Here is a 23,753-nt window from a genome sequence, read left to right as displayed (position 1 = left end):
TTAAGCGATGACTATTATCAAAAAAGCAAAAGGGTTTTGGGGCTCAATCGTTTTAGCCGTTATTTTTTCAGTAGTGGTGCAATTTCTAATCACAGGAGAAATACTGAACCCCTTTTATGTAAATACGCTGATTTTTATCGGAATTAATATTATTCTTGCTGCCAGTCTTCATTTAATTATTGGAATTACAGGGCAATTTTCAATTGGACATGCAGGCTTTCTCGCCGTTGGGGCATATGCCTCCGCTATAATGACAATGAAATTGCAGCTGCCCTTTCCGGTGGCATTATTGGCAGGCGGGGTAGCAGCTGCGGTTGCAGGTCTTATCATCGGGATCCCATCCCTTCGTCTAAAAGGAGATTATCTTGCCATTGCTACTCTTGGCTTTGGAGAGATTGTTAGAATTGTATTTTTAAATATTGATTATGTAGGCGGAGCCAGCGGTATGACGGTATCCCATCTAACTACATGGCCATGGCTCATTGCATGTGTAATCATAACCCTCGTTGTAATTGTGAACTTTACGAATTCAACACATGGACGCGCCTGTATCTCGATCCGTGAGAATGAAATTGCGGCAGATGCCATGGGAATCAACACGACGTATTATAAAGTAGCAGCCTTTGCGATCGGCGCATTTTTTGCCGGGATTGCGGGCGCCTTATATGCACATAACTTTTATATTATTCAACCGACAAACTTTGGCTTCTTAAAATCATTTGATATTTTGATTTTTGTTGTCCTTGGCGGTTTAGGAAGTATGTCAGGTGCAGTTATTGCTGCTATTCTATTAACAATTATTTCAACGTACCTGCAGGATTTCCCTGGATTACGGATGATAATCTACAGCCTTGTGCTGATTGTTATGATGCTTTACCGTCCGCAAGGATTGTTAGGGACAAAAGAATTGACCTCATTCTTTAAAGGTGGTAAATCCGTTAAAGGAGGAGCGCAAAATGAAAGCAAACAAACCGTTGCTTAAAGTTGACAATGTTGGAATTCGCTTTGGCGGATTAAAGGCTGTCTCTGATGTAAATCTTCATTTAAATCAAGGGGAATTGATTGGCCTTATCGGTCCGAATGGTGCCGGTAAGACGACATTTTTCAATTTACTAACAGGTGTTTATGTACCTACTGAGGGAAGCATTGAGTTAGACAATGAAAGATTAAACGGCTTGGCACCATACAAAATTACCAAAAAAGGAATTAGCCGTACGTTCCAAAACATTCGTTTGTTCAGTGAATTATCTGTTCTTGATAATGTAAAGGTTGCTTACCATTCTCTTGCTAAGCATTCAATGATTAGTTCCATTTTTCGCCTTCCTCCTCACTTTTCCGGTGAAAAGGAAATGGAGGAAAAGGCAATTGAATTCCTGAAAATTTTCAAGCTCGAGCCATTCATGCATGAAAAGGCGAAAAACCTGCCATATGGACAGCAGCGCCGTCTTGAAATTGCCAGAGCCCTTGCAGCAAACCCTAAATTGTTGCTGCTGGATGAACCTGCAGCAGGGATGAATCCGCAGGAAACAGAAGAATTAATGAACTTAATTGCGTTAATTCGTGAAAGATTCTCCTTAACGATTCTTTTAATTGAACATGACATGCCTCTGGTTATGGGAGTGTGTGAACGAATATATGTACTTGATTCCGGCCAGTTGATTGCCGAGGGTACTCCGGAGCAGATTAGGAATAATCCAAAAGTCATCAAAGCGTACCTTGGCGAGGAGGTCTCATAATGCTAAAAATAAATGATATCAATGTCTACTATGGAAATATTCATGCATTGAAGGGTGTTTCCCTTGAGATAAATGAAGGTGAAATTGTTACCCTTATCGGTGCGAATGGTGCCGGTAAAAGTACGCTGTTACAAACAATCTCCGGATTACTTAAACCGAAGAATGGCGAAATTACCTTTGAAGGACAATCGATTTCCGGAAAGGTTGCACAGGCAATTGTAAAACAGGGATTATCCCATGTTCCTGAAGGCCGCCGTGTTTTTTCCAATATGACGGTTGAGGAAAACCTTGAATTAGGGGCTTATTTACGAAAAGATAAGCAAGGCATCCGTGAGGATTTTGAAAAGGTCTATCAGCTCTTTCCGCGCCTTCTTGAGCGAAAGAAGCAGTTATCAGGTACTCTATCAGGCGGTGAACAGCAAATGCTTGCTATGGGCCGTGCCTTGATGGCACGCCCGCGGTTATTGCTGTTAGACGAGCCTTCAATGGGTCTTGCGCCGCTTTTGGTTAAAACTATTTTTCGGATTATTGAAGAAATCAATAAAAGCGGAACAACGATTCTTTTAGTGGAGCAAAACGCAAACATGGCACTATCGATTGCCGACCGTGCCTATGTCATTGAAACCGGAAAAATTGTGTTATCCGGAACATCAGAAGAGCTTAATCAAAGCGACCAGATTAGAAGTGCATATCTGGGCGGGCATTAAAAAAAGAGGCTGCATACAGCAGCTTCAGATTGTCGAGAAAGGATATTTTTCTCGGCAATTTTTTATTTTGTCTGAATCTAAATTATGGAATTTTTATTAATTTATTGTCTCTGCTAACTGGCCTGTTGAAAACTATATATTAATAATATTATAACAAATTAACGCGGTGAATTATTATAGAAAATGGATAAAATAAAAGGCTATCGAAAGTTTTTCGACAGCCTGAGGCTGCATACTGCAGCTTCTTTTTTTGTTCAAAAATCCAGTTTTGAATCTCCTTAGAACATCACTCGGGTTCATCCTTTTTGAGTTTATCTTGTTATAATTAGTGGAGATAATCTTTTTGTGAAGGATGATGGACATGGCACAAATCAAAACGAATGCAATACGAATTCTTGATGCAAAAAAGATCTCATATGAGGTGCTTACATACGATAACAAGGATGGAAAAATTGATGGAATTTCTGTTGCCGGGAAAATCGGCAGGAATCCAAAAGAAGTTTATAAAACGCTGGTTGCTCAAGGGGCGAGCAAAAACCTATTTGTCTTTGTTATCCCTGTGGAGGCGGAATTGGATTTAAAAAAAGCAGCCAAAGCCGCCAGTGAAAAGAAAGTCGAAATGATTGCCGTCAAGGATATCCAAAAATGGACGGGGTACATCCGCGGCGGCTGCTCCCCCATCGGCATGAAAAAGGAATATCAAACCTTTCTTGATGAAAGCAGCCTGCAGCTTGATTCAATCGTCGTCAGCGCCGGGAAAATTGGCATTCAAATGGTTATTAACCCTGAGCATTTAAAAGAACTTACCAAAGCTGAATTCGCCGACCTCCTAAAGTAAGATGTTCCATGGGCATTCACCTATGAAAGACAGTTGCATATGATAGGGAAACCTCACCAATTTAGGCGTTTTGCATACATTAGAGGGATAACATATAGAAGGAGGATTTTTTCCTTGGCTTATTACAATTATCCTTATGGTTATGTATGGACGCCTGAATTAGCATCTGAAAATTATCTGCGGCAAATGCAGCATGGACCTCCGGCGCAACATGGTGGAGGAATGCAGCACGGAACACCGCCGCAACACGGTGGTGGAATGCAGCATGGTGGAGGACAACATCATGGATATCCGCCGCCGCCCCCGCACGGTTATCCGGGAGATCACGATCACCATGGGTATCCGCCATATGGAGGGGGACAGTACCACGGAGGTCCGCCAACCGTGCCGCCGCCATCCATTATACCGCATGAGACTGTAGGGTTATATGCGGTAGACCCTGGAGGAATTCGCCACTGCCTTTATCGATACACCTATATTTGGTTAAATAATGGCAGGAGCTTCTGGTATTATCCAACCTATGTCGGTAGAACATCTGTGGCAGGTTACCGTTGGCGGGGATACAACTGGGAATATTACGGTATGGACTTAAGCAGGATCCGTTCCTTTAGCTGTCATTAAAGAAGTCAAAGGGTATAATTAAGATAATGTCAGTAAAAAAACACCATTGAGAAATGGTGTTTTTTGGTGATAATTTACCTAATTACTGTTCCATTAGGCTTGAAATAGAAACATTTTGTTTCTTATTTGGTTCATCGAGTGGATGAATGGTAGCAGTCCCATTTTGTTGATCTATATGCTCAATGTAAATCCTTGTTCCATTACACATCACATTCGCCATTGTCGATGAATTAGCAATTTCCTGTGCTCGTTGAGCGTCCATATTCACAACTCCCTTTTTAGTTAATAACAATTACATTATTTGCTTTGAATTTCATAATATACATTCGCTTTAGACATTAGGAAGAGGAACTCCAAAAAATATGAAGAGTGCCGCAATTTTTATGAAACCCCCTTTTTGATTACAAAAGAAGGCAAAGGGAACAATATACATAATAAATATGGAAGGGGTATGTTGAATGGGAAATGAAAAGGAATTTTCAAATGATACCGTCGAAGCAAATATAAAAATTAATAAGCAGCTGGAGGATGGAAAGGTTCATGCCTCAACACGGGGACGCTCTGAAGCCGAAAGTGCCAATCTTGAAATGCAGGACCGATTCAGAGGTGAGAATGCCCAGCCTGCTGAAGGAATTTCATCGGCATTTGTTTATGCTCCGGCTATCGATTTAACTTCAGAAAATAAAGATTAACAAACGGAGACTGACTGTTAGCCTCCGTTTGTTATGCGTTTTACTTTTTACCTTTCTGAGTCCGATTGTGTTTATTCCCCTTGCTATTATCACCGCTTACAAACTCACTGGCAAATTCAGCTTCTGCATTTCCTGATTGTGGTGAATTTTGATTTCGGCTTCCTTTGTTAAACTTTTTTGTCATGGATTTAGCTCCTTTCCTCTATGCTGTCTTTAGTTTGGCAAAGTCTTAATTCTTTATACAAAATCACAATTCAGTGGAAACTCCTTTTTCAACCAACTAAAATAAAAAAATGAAGTACTGAAGGGGCTGTTTCCGTGCAAGAAAAAATAGCAAAATTAACGAAGCTATTCGAAGAAAACCGTAACGAGGCAAATGCAGGACCGATGGAAAAGTATATGAAAGATCAATTTCCTTTTTTAGGGATTAAAACCCCATTAAGAAGAGAGCTTGAAAAGCGATTTTTCAATGAAACCGGCATTTTAAAAGATCCCTTTAATCAAGAATTTGTTTCAGGACTTTGGGAGAAGAAAGAACGGGAATATCAGTATACGGCCTTGGATTATCTAGAAAAATCGCTAAAAAAACTTGAAAAAAGTGACTTACCGTTCCTGGAGTCCTTACTCACAACGAAATCATGGTGGGATACCGTTGATGCGCTGGCTCCAAAGCCGGTCGGGCAAATTGCTCAAAAATACCCTGAAGTAATTGGCGAGACAATTGAGAATTGGGCAAATCATGATAATTTGTGGCTGCGAAGAGCAGCGATACTTTTTCAGCTGAAATATAAACAAGAAACGAATGAAGAGATTTTGTTTCAATACATACTAAAAAATGCCGATAGCAAGGAATTTTTTATCCAAAAGGCAATTGGCTGGGCATTGCGGGAATATTCGAAGACAAGTCCGACTTCAGTAAAGGGTTTTATCAGGAATTCTCCATTGGCCCCATTAAGCATTCGCGAAGGCAGCAAGTATTTAACATGAGCAAATTGGCAATAATGTCCCAACAATCATGTTAAAATAGCATAATAACAAGAAAGAGAAGGTAAATAACATGATTAAGTGTATTGCGACAGATATGGATGGAACATTATTAAATTCGATTCAGCAAGTCAGTAAGGAAAACAAAGATGCAATAGTAAAAGCGCAAGCACAAGGAATTGAGGTTGTCGTGGCTACGGGACGGTCGTATCAGGAAGCAACCTATGCACTAGCCGGAGCGGGGTTAAAATGCCCGGTAATTGGTGTCAACGGAGCGGAAGTTCGAACTAAAGAGGGAGACGTCATTTCTGCTATTTCCATCGATAAACAAATGGCAAGAAACGCGGCGAAAAAACTGCTTGAAGAGGAAGTCTATTTTGAAGTCTATACCAATGATGGTGCCTATACGATTGATGGCGATAAAGCCGTTTCGATTATCGTAGACATTATCGTAAGTGCCAATCCGGATGTAAATGTAGAAGCGGCAGCAACGGCAGCGGAAAAGAGAGTTCACGAGGGCAGGATACATATCATCGACAATTATGACATTCTCTTTGATGATGAAAACTATCAAATATACAAATTCCTAGCGTTCTCCTTTGATTCAGAAAGACTTGACGCGGCAAGCAAGGCGCTTAGCGATTTCACGGATTTAAACATAACCGCTTCAGGTCATGAAAATTTGGAAATTACCCATAAGAATGCGCAAAAGGGAATCGCCCTTGAAGCATTTGTTAAAGCAAAAGGGATTGATTTATCTGAGACGATGGCAATTGGTGACAATTTTAACGATGTCTCAATGTTTGAGCGGGTCGGCAGGGCCGTTGCCATGGGAAATGCCGGTTTTACAATCAAGTCTCTGTGTGATGTCGTTACGGACACAAACGACGAGAGCGGCGTGGCAAAGGCAATTTTAGAAGTCCTATAAAATGGATAAAGCAGTGTGCGTTGTTATATAATTTTTTTAAAAAGGCAGGTAAAGGATGAGTACAAAAAGTAACCCGTTACAAAATGGATGGACTCTGATTGCACACACATCGTACCAAATTTACGCTAATAAACATTCTTATATCCTAATCGATGACGAAAGTGATGTCGTTCTTCGCTTTGCCGTACAAGAAAATGAAATTGAGATTTTCAGCAGTAACTGGAATTTAAACTATAAAGTAAATCTTGGCTTTAAAACGATTAAGGTGATGAACTCACCTGAGGAATAAAAAAGGCGCTGAGCATCAGCGCTCAGATTGTCGAGAAAGGATATTTTTCTCGGCAATTTTTTATTTTGTCAGAATCATACCAAATTTATTGATTGTCCCTGCAAATGGGCCTGTTGAAAAGCCTATATATCAATAGTATTATAACAAATTAACGCGGTGAATTATTGAAGTAAACGAATAAAATAAGAGGCTGTCGAGGGTTTTTCGACAGCCTGGGCGCTGAGCATCAGCGCTTTTCTTAGGTTATAGGAAAGTATAAATTTTGACTTTGAGAATTGTCCAGCTCCAGCGCCCAGCGACTAGTGTACTTCGCGCATCTCCCTACGATAAGTCAACATCGAATCGCAAAAAACGCGATTCGTGTTTCCTTTATCTCAGTCGAAGCGCTCCAGTCCTGTCGTGCGCTAAACAGGGGCTTGCGCTTTTCCTATAAAATTTCAACCTTTAATGAATTCATTTGGGAAACAAGTAAATCCTCAAACGATTGTTGGGCTAAATAGTTAACTTCTTGAATACCGACAGTGGGATTTTCTTTTTTCGCTTGGGCAACCAGGTCTGCTAAGATTTGATTAGAAAGAATGATATAAGGATATTCCTTTTTTTCCAACTCATGAAACTTCGATTCTCCAAACGCTTGGATCAGTTTTTTAGTTGAATCATATTGATTATACTGGTCATGGTCTTTATTAATCGCATTCTGGATTGTCTCAGCAGTAGCTTTATGTTCCTTTTCTTCAGCGAGCAGCGCCATCGCGCGAATTCTAATGATTTGGGTCAATAATCGGTTTTTGTCTTTAGCCGTTTTTTCTTGGGAGTCTAAGTAGGATAATTCCTCTTCGAGCTGTGGACCGCTGTACTTTTTTTGGGCAGCTTCACGGTCAATCGTAAGCTGCAGCTTACTGATGAGCTCATAAAACTTTAAGTCCTCGTTTTTAATCCATTTGCCATTAATTATCGCAACGCCTGCCGCTTTTTTGACGGTGTAATCAATGGTATTCTCCGATTTTTTTCCATCCTTTTGGATCGTAACGTTTATTTCATATTTGCCTTCCATCGGAAGTTTCACTTTCCCGCTATAGGCGCCATTTTGTCCCTCTGCTAATTTCACCTGAGAGGTGCCATGATCCATATTCGCCATCGATAGCTCAGCGGAAATCGTTAGACCCTTAACGGGCTTGTTCTTTTCAGTGACCTTTATTTCAAAGGGGACGGCAGTATCCTTTTGGAAATAGAGCGGTTTTGAAATGTTTACCTTATAGTCAGAGCCGTTGCTGCAGCCTGCGAGCACGATAGCAAGTATAAAGAACATGGCCATTAAACATTTTTTAATCATGATCCAAATCCTCCTAAATTTTGCGTTTGTAAAAAGCTTTCAACCGTGTATTTTTCCATTTTTCCATTCGTTAAGTAAGCCACATGCGTACAGATTTGTTTGATTTCATCCAGATGATGGGAAGAAAGCAGGATAGTTTTATTTTCAAGGAATTTCAGCACTTCTAAAATTTCCTTCCTCCCTATGGGGTCAATGCCGCTTGTGGGCTCATCTAAAATTAAAATCGTTGAATCCTGATAAAGCGTAATCGCTAAGCCTAACCGTTGGAGCATCCCCTTTGAATACTTTTTAACCTGAACATCGCGGTCATCCCATAATCGAACAGCTGTAAGAATCTGTTCGATTCGTTCTTGATCGGCCGTTTTCGAAACAGCTTCGGCAAAGAATACGATATTTTCATAACCTGTCAGCATCGGATAGAGCATGAATTTTTCCGGCAGGTAGGCAATCTCTTTCTTCCATTCATGATTGTTTTTTGTTACTTCATGGCCATTTATCGAGATGGTACCTTGTTTAATCGGTAGAAGACCTAAAAGACTATTAATAAAAGTCGATTTTCCGGCACCGTTTCTTCCGACAAGGGCGCAGATTTCATTTTTATTGATTTCGATGTCAATATTATCTAAAACGGTCTTTTTCCCGAAGGATTGGTTTAAATTCGTCACCTTAATCATTCGTAACCCTCCTTACGATGGAAAACTACAGCGGCTAAAATCGATACAAGCAACCAGAATGCTACATTCCCAAAAAGAAAGAATGCGGGTTTTGTCCACATAAATTCCTGTAAGAGCCGTGACATATGACCGAAGGAGTATACGCCCATGCCTGTTTCTAAAAACATCCTTACCGCTTCAAGCGGATTTAAAAAATAGGCAATCGAAAACACCTGGACATTATCGGTAGTGACATTGGGAAGAAACGATAGCAAAATAAAGTCGTGCATAAAAAACAAGTAGAACCAGATAAAAATCGTATAGCCGATAATTTGCATTCTTGAGCGGCTAAAGCTGCCGATTGCCGCTCCCATTTGTAAGAAAATCAGCGAAAGGCAAATGAGTGCGAAAACAAATAGAGAATAGCTTTTGGCATCAATCTGAAAATAAAATTTGAGCATCAGCAAATAGATGAAAAACCAGACAATCAGCGGCAGGAGCACGACTGTATACAAACCAAGGCTTTTCTTGAACAAAAAGCTTGAATAACGATCCCTCTTTGTCAGCAGCATGATTAAGGTTTTTTGTTCTTTCTCTTGGAATATGGAAAAGGCACCGATAAACAAGCAAAGAATCGGGATAAAATAGCTAACCGTATCGAATAAGTTAATCAAGAGGACTAGGAAGCCTTTGTCAAAAGAAAGAACAGAAGAGCGAAATAAAATGCTGACAGAAATCAAAACGATAATGCTGAGTGATAGCCACAAGCCTTTTCCTCTTATATTTTCCTTCCATTCTTTCCAAATGTAATGCATAGTCGTTGTCTCCCTTTTAATAGAATCAGCACGGCCAGAATTCCAACCCCAATGAGGACGTCCTCTCGTGTTTGCCGGCCATTTTTGCTAACCAATGGATGCGGATCGTTAAACATGACTTCATCGTGTTCAAGCAGGGCATTCATTTTTTCATAAATTTTAATCGCAGGGCTTTTTAAAAATAGATTCGTTAATTCTTGATCCTCAATCAATTGATGGAGGGAAGAATGATAGGTTACAGGAAAATCGCCAATCCCGTCTTGGTTTAAATCGGTGAGCGGGAAGGCGCTGCCCCAATCATTTCCTTTGCCATTTTTACTCCAGGCATTGCCTTCTCCCTTACCGCCAATAGTAACGGCAGGAATCGTATTTTCGGTAATTTGGTTTAATGAAAAGGTTTGTTGGTTGGAGCTGGCCCAAAGCTCAATCCCGATTTGGTTCTGAATGATTTTGTTATTCTGATAGGTATTTCTCGTTGCTTGGTCAATATAAATCCCGCGCTGGTTCATATAAAACGTATTATTTTCTATATTGTTGTCATTGGCTTGCAGTAGTAAGAGGCCAAATGATTGATTTCCATAGTTAAAAATAAATTGATTATCTTTTAGTTTGAGATGATTGGAGTTCATTATGGCGGCACCGCCGGCATTCATCGTAAAGATATTTTTTTCAAACGTATTATTGTCAGAATACATGTAATGGAGCCCGTATCTTGTATTGCTAATCTTATTACTGTGACTATAGTTATTATTGGCGTAGTCGAAGAACATCCCGTCGCGGGTTCCTTCAATCGTATTGTTTTCTAAAAGATTATCATTGGCATAAAAAACATGAAGGCCATTTCCTTGGGAAGCAATTTCCCCCTTACCCAGGCCTTTAATGTTATTGTCGCGAATCGTATTATGGTGTGCCTGGCTTAAATAGATACCGTGAAAAGAGTCACGGATCGTAACGTGGTCCACAACATTATCATTTGTATAAATTTTAATGGCTGCATATTCTTCGGCAGAGTCCCGGTTCATACTGCTGTGCGTTACGGTCAGATGGCTTAAGGTTACATGCGCGGCCTTAATGGATATCACGTTTCCTGTTCCGTCCCCTTTAATCACGGTTTTACCGGAGCCAATAATCGTTATCCGTTTATGAATAACGATATTACCCTCATACGTTTGATTTCCAAGCTTCAATACCGCTCCCTCTTTCATGGAGTCGATCATTGATTGCAAGTTTTCGGCTGCCATATTTTTCTCAGGACAAATGATGAAAAAAAGAGAAAAAACTAAAGAAAAGAGCGTCCACTTTTTCATTTTTTTCGATCCTTCCATAACGGAATCAATAGTAAAATAAAGGCGGCAATTAGAAAATAGGCGCCGGTGCCAAGAAGGCTGTGCGTCGTAAAATTGGCGACCCGATTTTGCCCAAGAATCGGCGGTACAAATGGTGCAATTTTTATCGGTGCATGCGGATCTAAATGAGTTCCATAATCATGCAGTGCCCGGTGAAGGTCATAGATGCCGAGTAATCCGCCAAGAGTAATCAGGCCGATTAGCCCGTAAAGAACTGCTTTTTTTCGGATAATCGCGGTCAAGAGTGTAATGAAAACTAAACCAACCACAATATATTTAAGGTAGGATAATTCAGAAAAATTGCTTTCACCGAAATTGGCCATTCCGATATAGTGGTTCAGTCCGTTGATAATATCCAGCTGTCCTTCAAGCTTATTCGGGTAGACAATAATATTTAAGCCTTCAGGATACTGGGGTGCATAAAAGACCATTTTCCACCAAGGGAATAAGACCGAGATGCCCATTAAAACTGCTGATAACGTGATAAGTAAAGAAGATCCGAGAGATAGATTTTTACTTTTCAAATTAAACAAGACCTTTCGTTTGAATTAGATGGCGGGGCCGTCTCATTGTTTTTGAGAAGGCCCCTGTTACCATTTATTAATTCTTAGGTTTTACTAGGAGGTAACCAGTCATCTCCTGATGCAGTGCTGAACAGAAATTCGTACAATAAAGCGGATAGGTACCTGCTTTATTGGCAATAAAATCAATCGTATTGGTTTGGCCCGGCTGAACTTCCATGTTTAGATTGTAGCTATTGATCGCAAAGCCATGGGTAATGTCTTCATCAAAGTCAATATTGGTTAAATGGATAAAGACATGATCACCTTGATTTACTTCAATCGAGTCAGGGCGTTTTGCCGTATGATCGAAGGTGAATCTAGAACGCACGGCTGTTCCATAAACATGAACCTCGTTACCATTACGGACAATTCTCGTGTCAGTCTGTTTATAGACGGCATCAGGATTTTTAGGATCTTTCGGATAAACGTTAATGGTATGGATTTTATCCGCTTTAATCATTTGTGCATAGTGAGGCTCTGGGTTCACTGGAACGGTATCCAGTACATGCATTTTCTTGCCGCTGATATCAATTAGCTGCATCGTTTCCGGATGGGACGGACCGACAGATAAGAAGTTGTCCTTCGACATTTTGTTTAACGACACAAGGTATTTCCCTTGCGGTGAAGCTGTGTCGCCTTCAGCGGCAACAGAGTGACCGGGTGCATATTGAACAGGGACGCGATCTAATACTTCCCCGGTTTTATAATTCCATCTCACGACCTCAGAAGAGATAAACATCGTTGTATAGGCATAGCCTTTTTCATCAAATTGGGTATGAAGCGGACCAAGCGCATTTTCAGGGTTTACTTCTCTTTCGACGACAGATTTGTATTTAAGAATTGGAATCCCATTTCTTTCCCCTGCGAAATCTTTATTTTCGATCGCTTTAAAGGCTTTTTCAAATGAGAAAACCGTCATCATAGGAGCTAACTTTCCGGAAGCAATGAAATATTTGCCATCCGGAGTCACGTCAACACCATGCGGCGACTTTGCAACCGGCACTAAGTAAATTCCGCCTTTTTGTTTTTCAGGGAAAATCATTTTTTGGCCGTTCACATTTTCATACTTACCGTCCTTAACCATTTGCGCAAGCTCTTTCCAGTTAAATAAAACGATATAGTCACGGTCAGCCTGTGAGGCATTGATTTCAAGGGTAGTGGTTGCTTCTTCGGTATTATAGGAAGTTAAAACCGCCCAGTCCCCGGAACTCTTTTTACCGGCATCTGATAAGTCATAGGACCATGGCGGCAGGGCAACCTGATATGCGATGTTTAATTTTTCCTTGCTTTCATTAAAAGTCAGCGCTGACATTACACCGCGATATTTCGTGCTGTATTGGTCTAATGGCTGGTATTCCTGGCCTAACGGCACAGCAAAGCGCGTCGGTAAAAATAAATACTCCGTATTTTGGGTAACGAACGCCGCACAGTGCGGGCCGCTTGTATTTGGAACATTAATAATATCCTTTGTTGTAAAGGTACTGAGGTTTACGACGGCAGCCCGGCTGTTTCCTACATCGGTAGCAAATAAGTACTTGCCGTTGTAGTTCCCGTTTGTTTCGGATATCGCCGGGTGATGGAGGTCACCCCATGTATAGCCGCCAAGCATTTTTTTCGATTCGGTATCAAAACCATATCCTGTTGCCGGGTCCGGTGAGAAGACCGGAATCGTACGAATTTCCCTCATTGAAGGAACACCGTAGACAAATAGCTGCCCCGAATGTCCGCCGGAATCAAATAAGTAGTATTCATCCTTTTGTCCATAAGGGACATAAACTTTTTCGGCATCGCTTTTCGTATTGCTATTCGCCGCTTGGGTACTCGAGCTGGACGAAAAGTTTCCGAAGGCAATTGTTGCCGCCACAAAACCGGCTGCTAAACCGGTAGCAATGGGAATCCATTTCTTCATTCGTTTGCACCACCTTATTTTTTATTTTGTTTCAGATGCTTTTTTTAGTAGATCCAACACTTGTTTGCGTTGATCATCTGTTAATGGGTTATTGCCAAGGACGCCTGACATAACCGCTGAATTTGGTTTTTTCAAAAATTCCTCAATGGGCATGCTGTGTTTACTTTCTACTTCAACAAAGGCATGCGATAAATCGGGACCGACCTGTCCGCCCTTCAGGTTTAAAGCTGATACAGAGTGACAGCCAAGGCAGCCTCTTTTTGAAAGGATGTTGTCTGATTCAGCAGGAGTCGTCGCTGGTGTCGCTGTTGCTGATGCTTGTTTGGAATCAGTTTTTTGGTCTTTTGTTGCTGCTGTTGTATCGGTGGCTTGTGCAGTTTGCGGCTGCTTGCCGGAATCATGCATAATCACTTCAAACACTAAGTAACCAAGACCAAAGCCAAGTACTGCACTTATTGCAAAGCTGATTATTGCCTTCTTCATACTTACCCTCCTTTTAATCTCTATTGAACAATTTAATCCTAATTGGAGAAGGACTCTAAAAATGTGATGAAATGCACACCCTTATACTTGTTCTGTGAACGTTCTGTGAAGCGACTTGTCACCGTGCGGTTTTGAAAAATGAACGTTTTGTGAATCTCGTCACTGCTTTCGATTGGGAAGTTGTTTACAATGAGTAAAAGGGAAATTTGCCAAGCGGGCATTAAAATTTTGCTTAAGGCGGTGGAAAAGTGATTCGCGTCGATTGTTTAAAAGATCCGCATTTAATGGTGTTACAAGAGGTAAAAACGGAGGATTTTTTGCGGAAGATTGTGATTTTCAAAGATTTGTCGCAACAGTCCCTCGATGTGATTGAAAAACGGATTCAAACATTTTCTTTTAAGAAAGGGGATCGGGTCATATCAGAGGAAGCGGTGGCAGGAGGCGTTTTCTTTGTTCATTCCGGAGCGGTGAAGCTGACAAAGAAAGATGATAGCTGCAATGAAATCATTGTTTGTATCAAACAAAAAGGGGACATTTTTGCCGAAGCCTGTTTGTTTACGCAAAAAACAGAGAACTATCCGGCAACAGCCACGATGCTACAGGACGGCACGATCTTATTTTTAGACAAAATGGACCTTGAGAGGGATTTATATGAGTATCCTGAACTCGCCATTCAAATGATTCGTTACATGAGTGATTCATTGCGGGAAATGACGTCCCAATTACGAGATGTGGCCCTGCTTGATGTCTATGCGAAAACCGTTAAAACACTCGAACGCCTTGGGAAAAAATTCAATACCGGTCAAAATAGATGGGATATTGAAATCCCCTTGACAATTCAAGAGTTTGCCACGGTTGTAGGGACTACACGGGAAAGTGTAAGCCGTGTTTTTTCGAAATTAAAAAAGCAGGAAATGATCGATATGAAGTCAAGGAAAATTATTATCCTCGATTGGTGTAGGTTTTGTACGTTGCTGCATCCGCACATTTAAAAGCGGAAGCGCCCGTTTAGCGACGTACGCGCCGGAACTAGCTAGTTATCTAGGTTCAAAAAAAGCCCATCATCGCGAAGGGCTTTTCGTCTATTTTTCAAATCTATACGTCCAAAAGCGTTCGTTGGTGATCCACTTCATGACTTGCGGATCCTTACTTTTCAGTTTTTCTGCCATATTATTAAACATTTGCTCCGTTTGCGAACGGTGCGCCCTAATAGCCGCAAGCTTTTTCTCTGCTACCGGGCTGATATTGTTGAGAATGTTTGGTTCGCCGATCTCCTGCTCGCAATTATTGGAAAAAGCAACACAGTGTAAGGCAGGCCGCGCGGCAGCAGGGATTTTTTCCACCGCACGAACGACGGCCGCACCGGTCGCATCATGGTCGGGATGGACGCTGTAGCCCGGATAAAAAGTAATAATAAGTGAAGGATTTAACTCATTAATTAAACCGGAAATCACATTCGTAAGTTTTTCCTCATCCTCAAATTCGATCGTTTTATCGCGAAAACCAAGCATTCTTAAATCCTGGATTCCTAACACGCCGGCAGCTTCCTTTAATTCTTCTTTTCTTATTTTAGGCAGGTTTTCTCGAGTGGTAAATGGGGGATTCCCCATGTTACGTCCCATTTCCCCTAAAGTTAAACAAGCATAGGTGACAGGAGTTCCATTCTTTACATGGGAAGCGATTGTCCCCGATACACCGAATGCTTCGTCATCCGGATGGGGAAAAACAACCAATACATGGCGTTCTTTTTCCATTATTCATGCTCCTTTCCAATCTTTTCTTTACTTTGAGAATTGTCCAGCTCCAGCGCCCAGTGTACTTCGCTCTTCTCCCTACGATAAGTCAACATCGAATTGCTATCGCTCTTCGTGTTTCCTTTATCTCAGTCGAAGCGCTCCAGTCCATACGCCGCTAAACGGGGCGCTTGCGCTTTTCTTATTCGAACGGGCTTGTGCTAATTTCTAAAGCAACAGCCAGTTTACCATTATGATCATGTCCTGCCATTAGCAGGCGGTTTTGTTCATCAATTTCAAAATGGGTGATGCCTTCTGCATATACCCATCCAAGGTTTATTTTCAAGCCAACCCGGTAAGGGCCATTTCCTGTTATTTTTCCTAACTCATAGCGCACAAGGGCATTGCGGATATACGCACCTGCTGAAAAGAAGGATTGATCATTATGTGAGGCGTAGGCACCGTTTGTGGTCTCAAGGTGAATGTAAACATCTTTATTGGCAAAGCGGTTAATAGCTTCTTGAACGTTTTTTATATCAATTGCTTCCATAGACACAGTCTCCTTTCCATTCATATAAAATATATGATATCTAAAGTACTAGTGTAATTAATAATGTAATAATCATACTAAAATCGTTTCGAAAAAGCGAAAGCAATGCTTAATACTTAAAATGGCGAGGTTTATCTGAATACTAACGGCTGTTCGTGGTAAGATGAACGGAGGGGGTGCTTCTTGTGAAAGCAGCGGCAATTATCTTATCTGGTGGAAACTCGAGAAGAATGGGAACGAATAAAGCTCTTCTCAAAATAAACGAAAAAACGACGATTGAAAGAATTGCGGGGGAGCTAAGGGGATTTTTTGATGATATCCTTCTTGTTACTAATGAACCTGAAGTCTATCGTTTTCTAGGTTTGAAAATGGTTCCCGACCATTATCCCGGCAGGGGTCCGCTTGCAGGGGTCCATGCAGGTCTCACGGCTTCAGAGTGTGAAGTGAATTTCGTTGTCGCATGTGATATGCCGTTTGTTTCCGGGCAGCTTGCAGCGTCCCTTGTAAACAAAGTACGTGAGTATGATGCGGTCGTCCCAGTCATTTCAGGAAAGCAGCATCCATTATATGCAGTATATAATAAGAAGATTGCCGGACGGGCATCACAATGCATTGTGAATGGGCAGCTTCGGATGAAGAAAGTGCTTGACCAGCTAAATGTTCTTTTTGTAACAGAAGAAGATTTACAAACAGACAGTTCAATTACTCTTGATCATTGTTTTTTCAATATGAATCATCCCGAAGAATACGAAGAGGCAAAAAAATGGGCAGAGTTTACATAGCGATACTAGCTGAAGAGGTGAAAAAATGAATTACGCAATATCAAAAGAACCAATCGATATTCAAGAAGTAATTAATAAAGTGATTCAACGCGAAGCCGGGGCGATTACAACCTTCATCGGGACGGTCCGCGAGTTAACAAACGGAAAGAAAACCTTGTTCTTAATTTATGAAGCATATGAAGCCATGGCAGTAAAAAAGCTCGAGCAAATCGGTACCGAGATTGAACAGCGCTGGGAAGGCTCCAAGGCGGCCATTACCCATCGTGTCGGGAAGCTAGATATTACCGATGTTGCCGTTGTAATTGCTGTTTCGACTCCCCACAGGGCAGATGCCTATGAAGCGAACCGCTATGCGATCGAACGGATTAAAGAGATTGTCCCAATTTGGAAAAAAGAGCATTGGGAAGATGGCGAAGAGTGGATGGGAAATCAACTGGAAACGGTTGCTTATCCTAACGGGCGGCCGGAGGAGGGTGATTTGCATGAATAAGGTGCTATTTTTTGCCCATCTACGCGATTGCTTAGGCGAGGAATTTTTGATGGTCGAGGCAAAAGGAAAAACAGTTGCCGAGTTAAAAACAGAACTAAACGCGAGCTACGATCTGCCAAAAATGGATACGGTGATGACAGCGATTAATGAAGAGTTTGCAGCGAACGATGAGGTCATTCAAGACGGTGACGTGATTGCATTTATCCCGCCGGTAAGCGGGGGCTGAGAAAAGGTTAGCGGTTGGCAGAAGTCACTGACGCAAACTATTTTTCTGTTTGCAACTTGCGTTTGTTTTTATAGGCGGCTGATTTTTGAAAAGGGGAAATTAAAATGAACGAGCGGTATTCACGGCAGGTCCTCTTTCCGGGAATCGGTAAAGTGGGACAGGAGAAAATCAGCCGTAAATCGGTGCTAATTATTGGCGCCGGGGCTCTTGGCTCAGGGAACGCTGAAGTGCTTGCCAGGGCCGGGGTCGGAAAAATCACAATCATCGACAGAGATTATGTAGAAGCGAGTAATCTCCAGCGCCAGCAGCTTTATACGGAAGAGGATGCGGCGGAAAAGCTCCCGAAGGCTGCTGCCGCAGAGAAACGCTTAAAGGCGATCAACTCAGAGGTAAAGGTGGATGCAATTATCGGCGACGCTACACCGATTTTGTTAGAAGAGCTGGCTGCCGACGTTGATTTAATGATCGATGCTACCGATAATTTTGAAACCCGGATGGCGATGAACGATGTCTCACAAAAATACAATGTTCCTTGGATTTATGGAGCTTGTGTCGGCAGTTTTGGAATGAGTTTTTCGGTGATCCCCGGGAAGACCCCTTGTTTAAATTGCCTGCTGCGAGCAATTCCATTACAAGGAATGACCTGTGATACGGGCGGGATTATCTCGCCTGCGGTACAAATGGTCATTGCCCATCAAACAGCGGAAGCGTTAAAAATTTTAGCCGAAGATTGGGATGCTGTAAGGACTACGTTTGTCAGCTTTGATGTATGGCGAAACCAATACACCGGTTTAAAAATGTCAAAGGCAAAGTTTGCCGGCTGTTTGTCATGCGGTTCGGAGCGGACGTATCCGTATCTTGACCATGAAAACATGACAAAAACAACGGTGCTTTGCGGAAGGGACACGGTGCAAATTCGTCCTTCCGTTCAAGGTGAAATTTCATTGGAGCGCTTGGCTGGCCAGCTTAGCTCCCTTGGATATACAGTAAAAGGAAATCCTTATTTGTTATCGGTTGAAATGAGCGGAGAACGGATGGTTATTTTTAAGGACGGCCGTGCATTAATTCATGGCACAAAAGATTTGACTCATGCTAAGTCGCTTTATCAGCGGATTTTGGGATGAGATTTGTATTAGGCCCGTACCCGGCGGTGGTACGGGTTTTTTGTATGACAATACTTGACATGTTTCACGTGGAACAAAGTGAAGATTGTCGAGTGGCTAATAGCTCGAAAAATAGGTAATACTCATGTAAGATGAGAGTGAGTCTAATTTCAGGGGTGCCATAAACGTGAATATATCTGTTCAAAAACTATTATCGAAAATAGAAGAAGAATTAAAACGTGCAAAAAACAGTCCTAAGGAAGAAAGCTTGCGGGAAAAGGTGTACTCTATTAAAATATTATGCGAGCTCATCCTTGAGGAAAAGGGCGGACAGTCATGGGAGGCTGCTGTCACTCAGCCGCCGGTAATCACACAACAGCCATTGGTTATCCAACAACCGATTGTCCAGCAGCAAGCAGTTTATCAGCCTGCTGCATTAAATCAACCGAAAAAAATGGATTTAGGCGAAGAAGCCAACGGAGATTCGTTATTTGACTTTTAAGAAAAGCTGAAGCTAGACAAAGAAAAGCTGAAGCGCCAGTCTTAGCCCCGACAAGCATAAGACGAGTCCTGTAAGAAGGCGCTCTTTTTGCCTTCTTACAGGGATTGGCTTAGACCAAAGAGGGGCTTGGCGCTGAAGCTAGACAAAGAAAGGAGAGAGAACATGAAAGTTTTTATTATTATTGGCGCGATTAACGCCTTTTTGGCAGTCGCCCTTGGTGCCTTTGGCGCACACGGCCTTGCAGACAAGTTAGGGCCAAAATATTTGGAGATCTGGAAAACGGGGGTCACCTATCAAATGTTCCATGCAACGGGAATTTTAGTCATCGGCCTTCTTCTCGGCAAGGTATCCGGCAGCTCCCTATTCACATGGTCAGGATGGTTAATGTTAATTGGAATTATCCTCTTTAGCGGCAGTTTGTACATGTTAAGCGTAACAAAAATCGGCATTTTGGGTGCCATCACACCTCTTGGCGGGGTCAGCTTCTTAGCGGCATGGATCCTAATTGTGATTGGTGCTGTTAAACACTTATAAACAGACAAAAAGGCATGGGATAGCCCAATGCCTTTTTTAAAAGATAGGAAAGTATATTTTTGAACTAAGATAACTGTCTAGCGCAAGCAGCCCAGCGACTAGTGTACTTCGCTAAACGGGCGCTTCCGCTTTTCTTAGTTTACCTCGGAGGATAAGTACCTAAACTCGGAGCACTTGCAAATGGATATTCATACTCGATTTGTTCATCAAAGGTAATGTAATCAACAGCTACCATTGGAATGAGGAAACGCATGCCTGTTTGCGGATCACTTAAGATAACATGGTCACGTCCAGCAGCTTCAATAATCCCTTTAAAGGTTTTGGCATTCCATTGGCTATTGCCCTCGAATGTCGCATACACAGTAACCATCTTTCCTTTGTTTAACCGTAAAATATTTTCGATATAGGATTGCTCAATTGGCAGCTGCCCCGGCAAACTACTGATTGGTGCAGATGGCGGTTTTGAAGCTGCTGCTCCGGGACTTACCGGCGGAAAAGCGGGTTGAGTCGGATAATAGGCTTGCTGCCCGGGAACAGGCTGAGCCCCGCCGGCTCCGGTATACGGCTGAAATCCTTGTGGATTATAATATTGATTCATCTTTTTCCCTCCTGAAAAATGAAGTAAACGTCTGGCCCAACATTCTATAAATACTCCTTTAACCCCCAAATGGTTACTGCGGCGAAGGAATAATCCCCATCCCACCTCTCTTTGATGAGACCCATCGGAGCTTTTGCTTAGACTCGCTGTTTTAATAGTATGAGGGAATGTACGAATATATGACTTGAGGAAAAGGGAGAAAAGAAAAAAGTCCTCAGAACCGACTGAGAACTTTTTAATGGCAGATTTTAAACATGAAGAAAGCTTGAAACTCGTTCTTCTTCTAATAGGTTACCAACAAAGAAAGCTCCGAATTCACCATATCGGGCACTTACTTCATCAAAACGCATTTCATATATTAACTTTTTAAATTGAAGGACATCATCAGCAAAAAGGGTTACGCCCCATTCATAGTCATCAAAACCAACGGAGCCAGTGATGATTTGCTTGACCTTTCCTGCGTATGTACGGCCAATCATTCCGTGGCTGCGCATAAGGCTGCGGCGCTCTTCCATCGGCAGCATGTACCAGTTATCATTGCCCTGACGACGCTTGTCCATTGGATAGAAGCAAACATGCTTTGTTCTTGGTAGTGTCGGATAAAGGCGTGCCAGGATTTGCGGATTTTGGTATGGATCTTCACCTGCAGGTAAATAGTTGCTAAGCTCCACAACAGAAACATAGGAATGTGCTGGAATCGTAAATTCCGCCAGCTTCGTCTTGTTAAATTCTGTTTCAATTTGATTGAGCTCTTCCATTGTTGGACGTAAAATCATCATCATAAAATCAGCTTTTTGACCAACGATTGTATGTAAAGCATGACTGCCTTCTTTACGCTCCTGCGTTGCGTTCCACTTTTCAACTAGACTTAAAAACTCGTGGATTGCTGCTTGGCGTTCGTCGCTTGAAAGCATTTTCCATGTAGTCCAATCAACAGTACGGAAATCGTGCAAACAATACCAGCCATCAAGCGTTTGCGCTGCTTCACTCATTATAATCACTCCTAAATAATAATTCCCCTCATTAACAATCATAACTATAACATAGTTTGACCAAGTGATGCCTGAATAAAACACTCGGACAAGTGAGAAATGGATAATTTTAAAAAAGTAGCAAATAGTAAAAACTAGTGAAAATGAAATGAAATTTTTTGAAAACAAAAACATTTTAATGTAACCGCTATCTGTGAGGGATATCCTTGAATTTTTATACAGGTAAAGTATGCTAGTAGAGGTAGATTGATTAAGGGAGGATTTAATCGTGAGTGATTTATTCGAAGGATTAAAGCAAAAAATTTCTGGCCGCGAATTGAAAATTGTTTTTCCAGAAGGATTAGATGAGCGGATTTTGAAAGCAGCAGGCCGTCTTGCTGAGGAAAAACTATTGACACCGATTCTAATCGGAAACATTGAACAGCTTCAAGCGAAGGCCCGGGAACTTGGCGTTTCTTTAGATGCGGCTGAAATTTATGATCCAAACAGCTTTGCGGGAATGGATGAACTTGTAGCGGCATTTGTTGATCGCCGTAAAGGCAAAGCAACCGAAGAAGATGCCCGCAAAATTTTATTAGACGAAAATTACTTTGGCACGATGTTGGTGTATTTAAATAAAGCAAACGGTCTTGTCAGCGGTGCGGCGCACTCCACGGCCGATACCGTTCGCCCTGCATTGCAAATCATCAAAACAAAACAAGGCGTATCAAAAACTTCCGGTGTATTCATCATGGTTCGCGGCGATGAAAAATATGTTTTCGCCGATTGTGCGATTAATATTGCTCCGGATAGCAATGATTTAGCGGAAATCGCGATTGAAAGTTCGAAAACAGCGAACATGTTTGATATCGAGCCGCGCGTAGCGATGCTCAGCTTTTCAACGAAGGGTTCAGCAAAATCACCTGAAACGGAAAAAGTGGCGGAAGCAGTAGCGGAAGCAAAACGCCGCGATCCATCACTGGTTTTAGACGGTGAGTTCCAATTCGATGCGGCATTCGTTCCATCTGTTGCCAAAAGCAAGGCACCGGATTCGCCAATTCAAGGGGATGCAAACGTATTTGTTTTCCCTAGTCTTGAAGCGGGAAATATCGGCTATAAAATTGCCCAGCGCTTAGGCGGATTTGAAGCGGTAGGACCAATCCTACAAGGATTGAATCGTCCCGTAAATGACCTTTCCCGCGGCTGTAACGAAGAAGATGTTTACAAGCTTGCATTGATTACTGCAGGGCAAGGATTGTAATTTTGAGAGGGCTGGTCCGAGGTGGCCGGCTCTTTTTGCTTCCCCTCCGTTTTGTACTTTTATACATTAATTGCTAGGAAGAATAAACCTTAACTGTTTAAATTGACATCATTTTGATAAAATAAGCTTAAAAAATCGCTAAGGAGCAAAAATCATGGAAGGTTTACTGCGTCAGCCAGAGTGGCGGATTCTCGATCAGTCTGCGGTGGGCATACATTTTCAAGCGTTACAGTCGTTTGGCACAGATGATACCTTATGTGCCTCGGTTGGGGCAGGAAAAGCACCGGCCACAGCGCGAACATGGGTTCATCATAACACTGTGGTTCTGGGAATCCAAGATACAAAACTGCCATTCTTACATGACGGGATTCAATTTCTTGCAGAACAGGGCTATCAGTCTATTGTTAGGAATTCGGGTGGTTTAGCGGTCGTCCTCGATGAAGGCGTGCTGAATATTTCCTTGATTTTGCCGGAAACGGAAAAGGGAATTGATATAAACCGAGGCTATGATACAATGTGGCTGTTAATCCAAAATATGTTTTCAGGCTTCAATAAACAGATTGAAGCACGTGAAATTATCGGTTCTTATTGTCCGGGTAGCTACGACTTAAGTATTAACGGTAAAAAATTTGCCGGTATCTCGCAGCGCCGGTTGAAAAATGGTGTCGCCGTCCAGATTTATCTTTGCGTTAATGGCAGCGGCAGTGCTCGGGCCGATCTGGTAAAACAATTTTACGAGATTGCCAAAAACAGTGAACAAACAAAATTCAGCTTTCCCGAAATTGTCCCTGAGGTAATGGCCTCCCTTTCAGAACTGCTCGGTGAAGACCTGACGATCGCAGACGTAATGCTGCGCCTTTTAAATCAGCTAAAAATGAGCAGCGATTTCCTCTATGCGGGGCAGTTAAATGAATATGAGCTTGAATTATTTCCCGGTTATTATCAGCGGGTTGTTGATCGGAATGAAAAAATTAAAGAAATGTAAAAAACCGTAAATCCGGGTGGATTTACGGTTTTTTTTAACGAGATGCTGCGCTTTTCTCTTCTCCCAATGCTTTTCTCTCAAACATATTGACATTTATTAAACTTTGAGAATTGTCTAGCGC

General features: G+C 41.9%; 31 protein-coding genes. 18 read left to right on the top strand and 13 right to left on the bottom strand.

What is annotated here, in order from left to right:
• The first annotated feature begins 7 nt into the window (after positions 1 to 7).
• The 5 genes from J2S10_RS20470 to J2S10_RS20450 all read left to right on the top strand — a co-directional run bounded on the left by J2S10_RS20470 (position 8) and on the right by J2S10_RS20450 (position 3,902).
• Positions 8 to 982 carry a branched-chain amino acid ABC transporter permease gene (locus J2S10_RS20470; RefSeq protein WP_307411607.1) on the top strand — a complete coding sequence of 325 codons (975 nt, stop codon included), beginning with the start codon at positions 8 to 10 and terminating at the stop codon, positions 980 to 982.
• Entirely contained in the window at positions 957 to 1,736 is a 780-nt protein-coding gene (locus J2S10_RS20465) for an ABC transporter ATP-binding protein (protein WP_307411604.1), read from the top strand. Before J2S10_RS20470 ends, J2S10_RS20465 begins: the two co-directional genes overlap by 26 nt.
• Entirely contained in the window at positions 1,736 to 2,443 is a 708-nt protein-coding gene (locus J2S10_RS20460; RefSeq protein WP_307411601.1) for an ABC transporter ATP-binding protein, read from the top strand. Before J2S10_RS20465 ends, J2S10_RS20460 begins: the two co-directional genes overlap by 1 nt.
• Before the next feature lie 361 nt (positions 2,444 to 2,804).
• Positions 2,805 to 3,281: a Cys-tRNA(Pro) deacylase gene (gene ybaK, locus J2S10_RS20455; RefSeq protein WP_307411598.1), complete on the top strand. Its 477-nt coding sequence runs from the start codon at positions 2,805 to 2,807 to the stop codon at positions 3,279 to 3,281.
• Positions 3,282 to 3,395: 114 nt separating this feature from the next.
• Positions 3,396 to 3,902: a hypothetical protein gene (locus J2S10_RS20450; protein ID WP_307411595.1), complete on the top strand. Its 507-nt coding sequence runs from the start codon at positions 3,396 to 3,398 to the stop codon at positions 3,900 to 3,902.
• 82 nt (positions 3,903 to 3,984) lie between these two features.
• On the opposite strand, the gene J2S10_RS20445 is transcribed toward J2S10_RS20450, so the two are convergent.
• Positions 3,985 to 4,164 (bottom strand): small acid-soluble spore protein H, encoded by a 180-nt coding sequence (locus J2S10_RS20445; protein ID WP_307411592.1) that lies wholly within the window; start codon positions 4,162 to 4,164, stop codon positions 3,985 to 3,987.
• A gap of 196 nt (positions 4,165 to 4,360) precedes the next feature.
• On the opposite strand from J2S10_RS20445, the gene J2S10_RS20440 reads away from it, so the two are divergent.
• Positions 4,361 to 4,594, top strand: coding sequence for a hypothetical protein (locus tag J2S10_RS20440; RefSeq protein WP_307411589.1), 234 nt, complete (start codon positions 4,361 to 4,363; stop codon positions 4,592 to 4,594).
• A 40-nt stretch (positions 4,595 to 4,634) separates the two neighbouring features.
• Here J2S10_RS20440 and J2S10_RS20435 read toward each other — a convergent pair whose 3' ends face one another.
• Positions 4,635 to 4,778: a hypothetical protein gene (locus tag J2S10_RS20435; protein WP_307411586.1), complete on the bottom strand. Its 144-nt coding sequence runs from the start codon at positions 4,776 to 4,778 to the stop codon at positions 4,635 to 4,637.
• Positions 4,779 to 4,912: 134 nt separating this feature from the next.
• Between J2S10_RS20435 and J2S10_RS20430 the strand changes: the two genes are divergently transcribed.
• From J2S10_RS20430 to J2S10_RS20420, 3 genes are all read left to right on the top strand, one after another.
• Positions 4,913 to 5,581, top strand: coding sequence for a DNA alkylation repair protein (locus J2S10_RS20430; RefSeq protein ID WP_307411584.1), 669 nt, complete (start codon positions 4,913 to 4,915; stop codon positions 5,579 to 5,581).
• A gap of 70 nt (positions 5,582 to 5,651) precedes the next feature.
• Complete coding sequence (locus J2S10_RS20425) at positions 5,652 to 6,506, top strand: Cof-type HAD-IIB family hydrolase (RefSeq protein ID WP_307411583.1); 855 nt, start codon at positions 5,652 to 5,654, stop codon at positions 6,504 to 6,506.
• 55 nt (positions 6,507 to 6,561) lie between these two features.
• Complete coding sequence (locus tag J2S10_RS20420; RefSeq protein ID WP_307411581.1) at positions 6,562 to 6,795, top strand: hypothetical protein; 234 nt, start codon at positions 6,562 to 6,564, stop codon at positions 6,793 to 6,795.
• 427 nt (positions 6,796 to 7,222) lie between these two features.
• On the opposite strand, the gene J2S10_RS20415 is transcribed toward J2S10_RS20420, so the two are convergent.
• The 7 genes from J2S10_RS20415 to J2S10_RS20385 all read right to left on the bottom strand — a co-directional run bounded on the left by J2S10_RS20415 (position 7,223) and on the right by J2S10_RS20385 (position 13,897).
• Positions 7,223 to 8,128, bottom strand: coding sequence for a FixH family protein (locus J2S10_RS20415; RefSeq protein ID WP_307411577.1), 906 nt, complete (start codon positions 8,126 to 8,128; stop codon positions 7,223 to 7,225).
• Positions 8,125 to 8,802, bottom strand: a complete 678-nt coding sequence (locus J2S10_RS20410) for an ABC transporter ATP-binding protein (protein WP_307411576.1) — start codon at positions 8,800 to 8,802, stop codon at positions 8,125 to 8,127. Before J2S10_RS20410 ends, J2S10_RS20415 begins: the two co-directional genes overlap by 4 nt.
• The gene (locus tag J2S10_RS20405) at positions 8,799 to 9,596 is read right to left on the bottom strand and encodes an ABC transporter permease (RefSeq protein ID WP_307411575.1); all 798 of its coding nucleotides are present in this window, start codon (positions 9,594 to 9,596) and stop codon (positions 8,799 to 8,801) included. The genes J2S10_RS20410 and J2S10_RS20405 overlap by 4 nt, the downstream gene beginning before the upstream one ends.
• Entirely contained in the window at positions 9,560 to 10,903 is a 1,344-nt protein-coding gene (gene nosD / locus J2S10_RS20400; RefSeq protein WP_307411574.1) for a nitrous oxide reductase family maturation protein NosD, read from the bottom strand. Before nosD ends, J2S10_RS20405 begins: the two co-directional genes overlap by 37 nt.
• Entirely contained in the window at positions 10,900 to 11,466 is a 567-nt protein-coding gene (locus J2S10_RS20395) for a hypothetical protein (protein ID WP_307411566.1), read from the bottom strand. The genes nosD and J2S10_RS20395 overlap by 4 nt, the downstream gene beginning before the upstream one ends.
• 76 nt (positions 11,467 to 11,542) lie before the next feature.
• A complete protein-coding gene (gene nosZ / locus J2S10_RS20390) occupies positions 11,543 to 13,414 on the bottom strand; it encodes a Sec-dependent nitrous-oxide reductase (protein ID WP_307411562.1) in 1,872 nt (623 codons plus the stop codon).
• Positions 13,415 to 13,435: 21 nt separating this feature from the next.
• Positions 13,436 to 13,897, bottom strand: a complete 462-nt coding sequence (locus tag J2S10_RS20385) for a cytochrome C (RefSeq protein WP_307411560.1) — start codon at positions 13,895 to 13,897, stop codon at positions 13,436 to 13,438.
• Between the two features lie 248 nt (positions 13,898 to 14,145).
• On the opposite strand from J2S10_RS20385, the gene J2S10_RS20380 reads away from it, so the two are divergent.
• The gene (locus J2S10_RS20380) at positions 14,146 to 14,889 is read left to right on the top strand and encodes a Crp/Fnr family transcriptional regulator (RefSeq protein WP_307411559.1); all 744 of its coding nucleotides are present in this window, start codon (positions 14,146 to 14,148) and stop codon (positions 14,887 to 14,889) included.
• 90 nt (positions 14,890 to 14,979) lie between these two features.
• Here J2S10_RS20380 and bshB2 read toward each other — a convergent pair whose 3' ends face one another.
• Both bshB2 and J2S10_RS20370 read right to left on the bottom strand, forming a co-directional pair.
• Complete coding sequence (gene bshB2 / locus J2S10_RS20375; protein WP_307411558.1) at positions 14,980 to 15,651, bottom strand: bacillithiol biosynthesis deacetylase BshB2; 672 nt, start codon at positions 15,649 to 15,651, stop codon at positions 14,980 to 14,982.
• Positions 15,652 to 15,832: 181 nt separating this feature from the next.
• A complete protein-coding gene (locus J2S10_RS20370) occupies positions 15,833 to 16,180 on the bottom strand; it encodes a YojF family protein (protein WP_307411557.1) in 348 nt (115 codons plus the stop codon).
• 185 nt (positions 16,181 to 16,365) lie between these two features.
• On the opposite strand from J2S10_RS20370, the gene mobA reads away from it, so the two are divergent.
• The 6 genes from mobA to J2S10_RS20340 all read left to right on the top strand — a co-directional run bounded on the left by mobA (position 16,366) and on the right by J2S10_RS20340 (position 19,817).
• Entirely contained in the window at positions 16,366 to 16,962 is a 597-nt protein-coding gene (mobA, locus tag J2S10_RS20365; RefSeq protein ID WP_307411556.1) for a molybdenum cofactor guanylyltransferase, read from the top strand.
• 25 nt (positions 16,963 to 16,987) lie between these two features.
• Complete coding sequence (locus tag J2S10_RS20360; RefSeq protein ID WP_307411555.1) at positions 16,988 to 17,452, top strand: molybdenum cofactor biosynthesis protein MoaE; 465 nt, start codon at positions 16,988 to 16,990, stop codon at positions 17,450 to 17,452.
• A complete protein-coding gene (gene moaD / locus J2S10_RS20355; protein ID WP_307411554.1) occupies positions 17,445 to 17,678 on the top strand; it encodes a molybdopterin converting factor subunit 1 in 234 nt (77 codons plus the stop codon). The genes J2S10_RS20360 and moaD overlap by 8 nt, the downstream gene beginning before the upstream one ends.
• A 104-nt stretch (positions 17,679 to 17,782) precedes the next feature.
• The gene (locus J2S10_RS20350) at positions 17,783 to 18,802 is read left to right on the top strand and encodes a thiazole biosynthesis adenylyltransferase ThiF (RefSeq protein ID WP_307411553.1); all 1,020 of its coding nucleotides are present in this window, start codon (positions 17,783 to 17,785) and stop codon (positions 18,800 to 18,802) included.
• A gap of 166 nt (positions 18,803 to 18,968) precedes the next feature.
• Positions 18,969 to 19,283: a YwdI family protein gene (locus J2S10_RS20345; protein ID WP_307411552.1), complete on the top strand. Its 315-nt coding sequence runs from the start codon at positions 18,969 to 18,971 to the stop codon at positions 19,281 to 19,283.
• Positions 19,284 to 19,445: 162 nt separating this feature from the next.
• Positions 19,446 to 19,817 carry a DUF423 domain-containing protein gene (locus tag J2S10_RS20340; RefSeq protein ID WP_307411549.1) on the top strand — a complete coding sequence of 124 codons (372 nt, stop codon included), beginning with the start codon at positions 19,446 to 19,448 and terminating at the stop codon, positions 19,815 to 19,817.
• Between the two features lie 139 nt (positions 19,818 to 19,956).
• Here J2S10_RS20340 and gerQ read toward each other — a convergent pair whose 3' ends face one another.
• Positions 19,957 to 20,415 (bottom strand): spore coat protein GerQ, encoded by a 459-nt coding sequence (gene gerQ, locus J2S10_RS20335; protein WP_307411547.1) that lies wholly within the window; start codon positions 20,413 to 20,415, stop codon positions 19,957 to 19,959.
• Positions 20,416 to 20,663: 248 nt separating this feature from the next.
• Positions 20,664 to 21,407, bottom strand: coding sequence for a hydrogen peroxide-dependent heme synthase (gene hemQ, locus J2S10_RS20330; RefSeq protein WP_307411544.1), 744 nt, complete (start codon positions 21,405 to 21,407; stop codon positions 20,664 to 20,666).
• Positions 21,408 to 21,675: 268 nt separating this feature from the next.
• On the opposite strand from hemQ, the gene pta reads away from it, so the two are divergent.
• Together pta and J2S10_RS20320 are read left to right on the top strand one after the other, a co-directional pair.
• Entirely contained in the window at positions 21,676 to 22,647 is a 972-nt protein-coding gene (gene pta, locus J2S10_RS20325) for a phosphate acetyltransferase (RefSeq protein ID WP_307411541.1), read from the top strand.
• A 154-nt stretch (positions 22,648 to 22,801) separates the two neighbouring features.
• Positions 22,802 to 23,632: a lipoate--protein ligase family protein gene (locus J2S10_RS20320; RefSeq protein ID WP_307411537.1), complete on the top strand. Its 831-nt coding sequence runs from the start codon at positions 22,802 to 22,804 to the stop codon at positions 23,630 to 23,632.
• Positions 23,633 to 23,753 lie beyond the last annotated feature (121 nt).

The organism is Neobacillus ginsengisoli, assembly GCF_030813055.1.
Note: the sequence above shows the minus strand (reverse complement) of the source record. Positions and strands in the feature narration are given on the sequence as shown.

Bases quoted from the DNA above. Each gene is read 5' to 3' on its own strand.
- J2S10_RS20420 (WP_307411581.1), top strand. From the start codon at position 6,562: ATGAGTACAAAAAGTAACCCGTTACAAAATGGATGGACTCTGATTGCA.
- J2S10_RS20460 (WP_307411601.1), top strand. From the start codon at position 1,736: ATGCTAAAAATAAATGATATCAATGTCTACTATGGAAATATTCATGCA.
- J2S10_RS20415 (WP_307411577.1), bottom strand. From the start codon at position 8,128: ATGATTAAAAAATGTTTAATGGCCATGTTCTTTATACTTGCTATCGTG.
- J2S10_RS20405 (WP_307411575.1), bottom strand. From the start codon at position 9,596: ATGCATTACATTTGGAAAGAATGGAAGGAAAATATAAGAGGAAAAGGC.
- J2S10_RS20370 (WP_307411557.1), bottom strand. From the start codon at position 16,180: ATGGAAGCAATTGATATAAAAAACGTTCAAGAAGCTATTAACCGCTTT.
- J2S10_RS20470 (WP_307411607.1), top strand. From the start codon at position 8: ATGACTATTATCAAAAAAGCAAAAGGGTTTTGGGGCTCAATCGTTTTA.
- J2S10_RS20435 (WP_307411586.1), bottom strand. From the start codon at position 4,778: ATGACAAAAAAGTTTAACAAAGGAAGCCGAAATCAAAATTCACCACAA.
- J2S10_RS20410 (WP_307411576.1), bottom strand. From the start codon at position 8,802: ATGATTAAGGTGACGAATTTAAACCAATCCTTCGGGAAAAAGACCGTT.
- J2S10_RS20350 (WP_307411553.1), top strand. From the start codon at position 17,783: ATGAACGAGCGGTATTCACGGCAGGTCCTCTTTCCGGGAATCGGTAAA.
- J2S10_RS20440 (WP_307411589.1), top strand. From the start codon at position 4,361: ATGGGAAATGAAAAGGAATTTTCAAATGATACCGTCGAAGCAAATATA.
- J2S10_RS20320 (WP_307411537.1), top strand. From the start codon at position 22,802: ATGGAAGGTTTACTGCGTCAGCCAGAGTGGCGGATTCTCGATCAGTCT.
- J2S10_RS20445 (WP_307411592.1), bottom strand. From the start codon at position 4,164: ATGGACGCTCAACGAGCACAGGAAATTGCTAATTCATCGACAATGGCG.
- bshB2 (WP_307411558.1), bottom strand. From the start codon at position 15,651: ATGGAAAAAGAACGCCATGTATTGGTTGTTTTTCCCCATCCGGATGAC.
- J2S10_RS20340 (WP_307411549.1), top strand. From the start codon at position 19,446: ATGAAAGTTTTTATTATTATTGGCGCGATTAACGCCTTTTTGGCAGTC.
- J2S10_RS20360 (WP_307411555.1), top strand. From the start codon at position 16,988: ATGAATTACGCAATATCAAAAGAACCAATCGATATTCAAGAAGTAATT.
- J2S10_RS20425 (WP_307411583.1), top strand. From the start codon at position 5,652: ATGATTAAGTGTATTGCGACAGATATGGATGGAACATTATTAAATTCG.
- gerQ (WP_307411547.1), bottom strand. From the start codon at position 20,415: ATGAATCAATATTATAATCCACAAGGATTTCAGCCGTATACCGGAGCC.
- hemQ (WP_307411544.1), bottom strand. From the start codon at position 21,407: ATGAGTGAAGCAGCGCAAACGCTTGATGGCTGGTATTGTTTGCACGAT.
- moaD (WP_307411554.1), top strand. From the start codon at position 17,445: ATGAATAAGGTGCTATTTTTTGCCCATCTACGCGATTGCTTAGGCGAG.
- J2S10_RS20465 (WP_307411604.1), top strand. From the start codon at position 957: ATGAAAGCAAACAAACCGTTGCTTAAAGTTGACAATGTTGGAATTCGC.
- ybaK (WP_307411598.1), top strand. From the start codon at position 2,805: ATGGCACAAATCAAAACGAATGCAATACGAATTCTTGATGCAAAAAAG.
- J2S10_RS20385 (WP_307411560.1), bottom strand. From the start codon at position 13,897: ATGAAGAAGGCAATAATCAGCTTTGCAATAAGTGCAGTACTTGGCTTT.
- nosD (WP_307411574.1), bottom strand. From the start codon at position 10,903: ATGAAAAAGTGGACGCTCTTTTCTTTAGTTTTTTCTCTTTTTTTCATC.
- nosZ (WP_307411562.1), bottom strand. From the start codon at position 13,414: ATGAAGAAATGGATTCCCATTGCTACCGGTTTAGCAGCCGGTTTTGTG.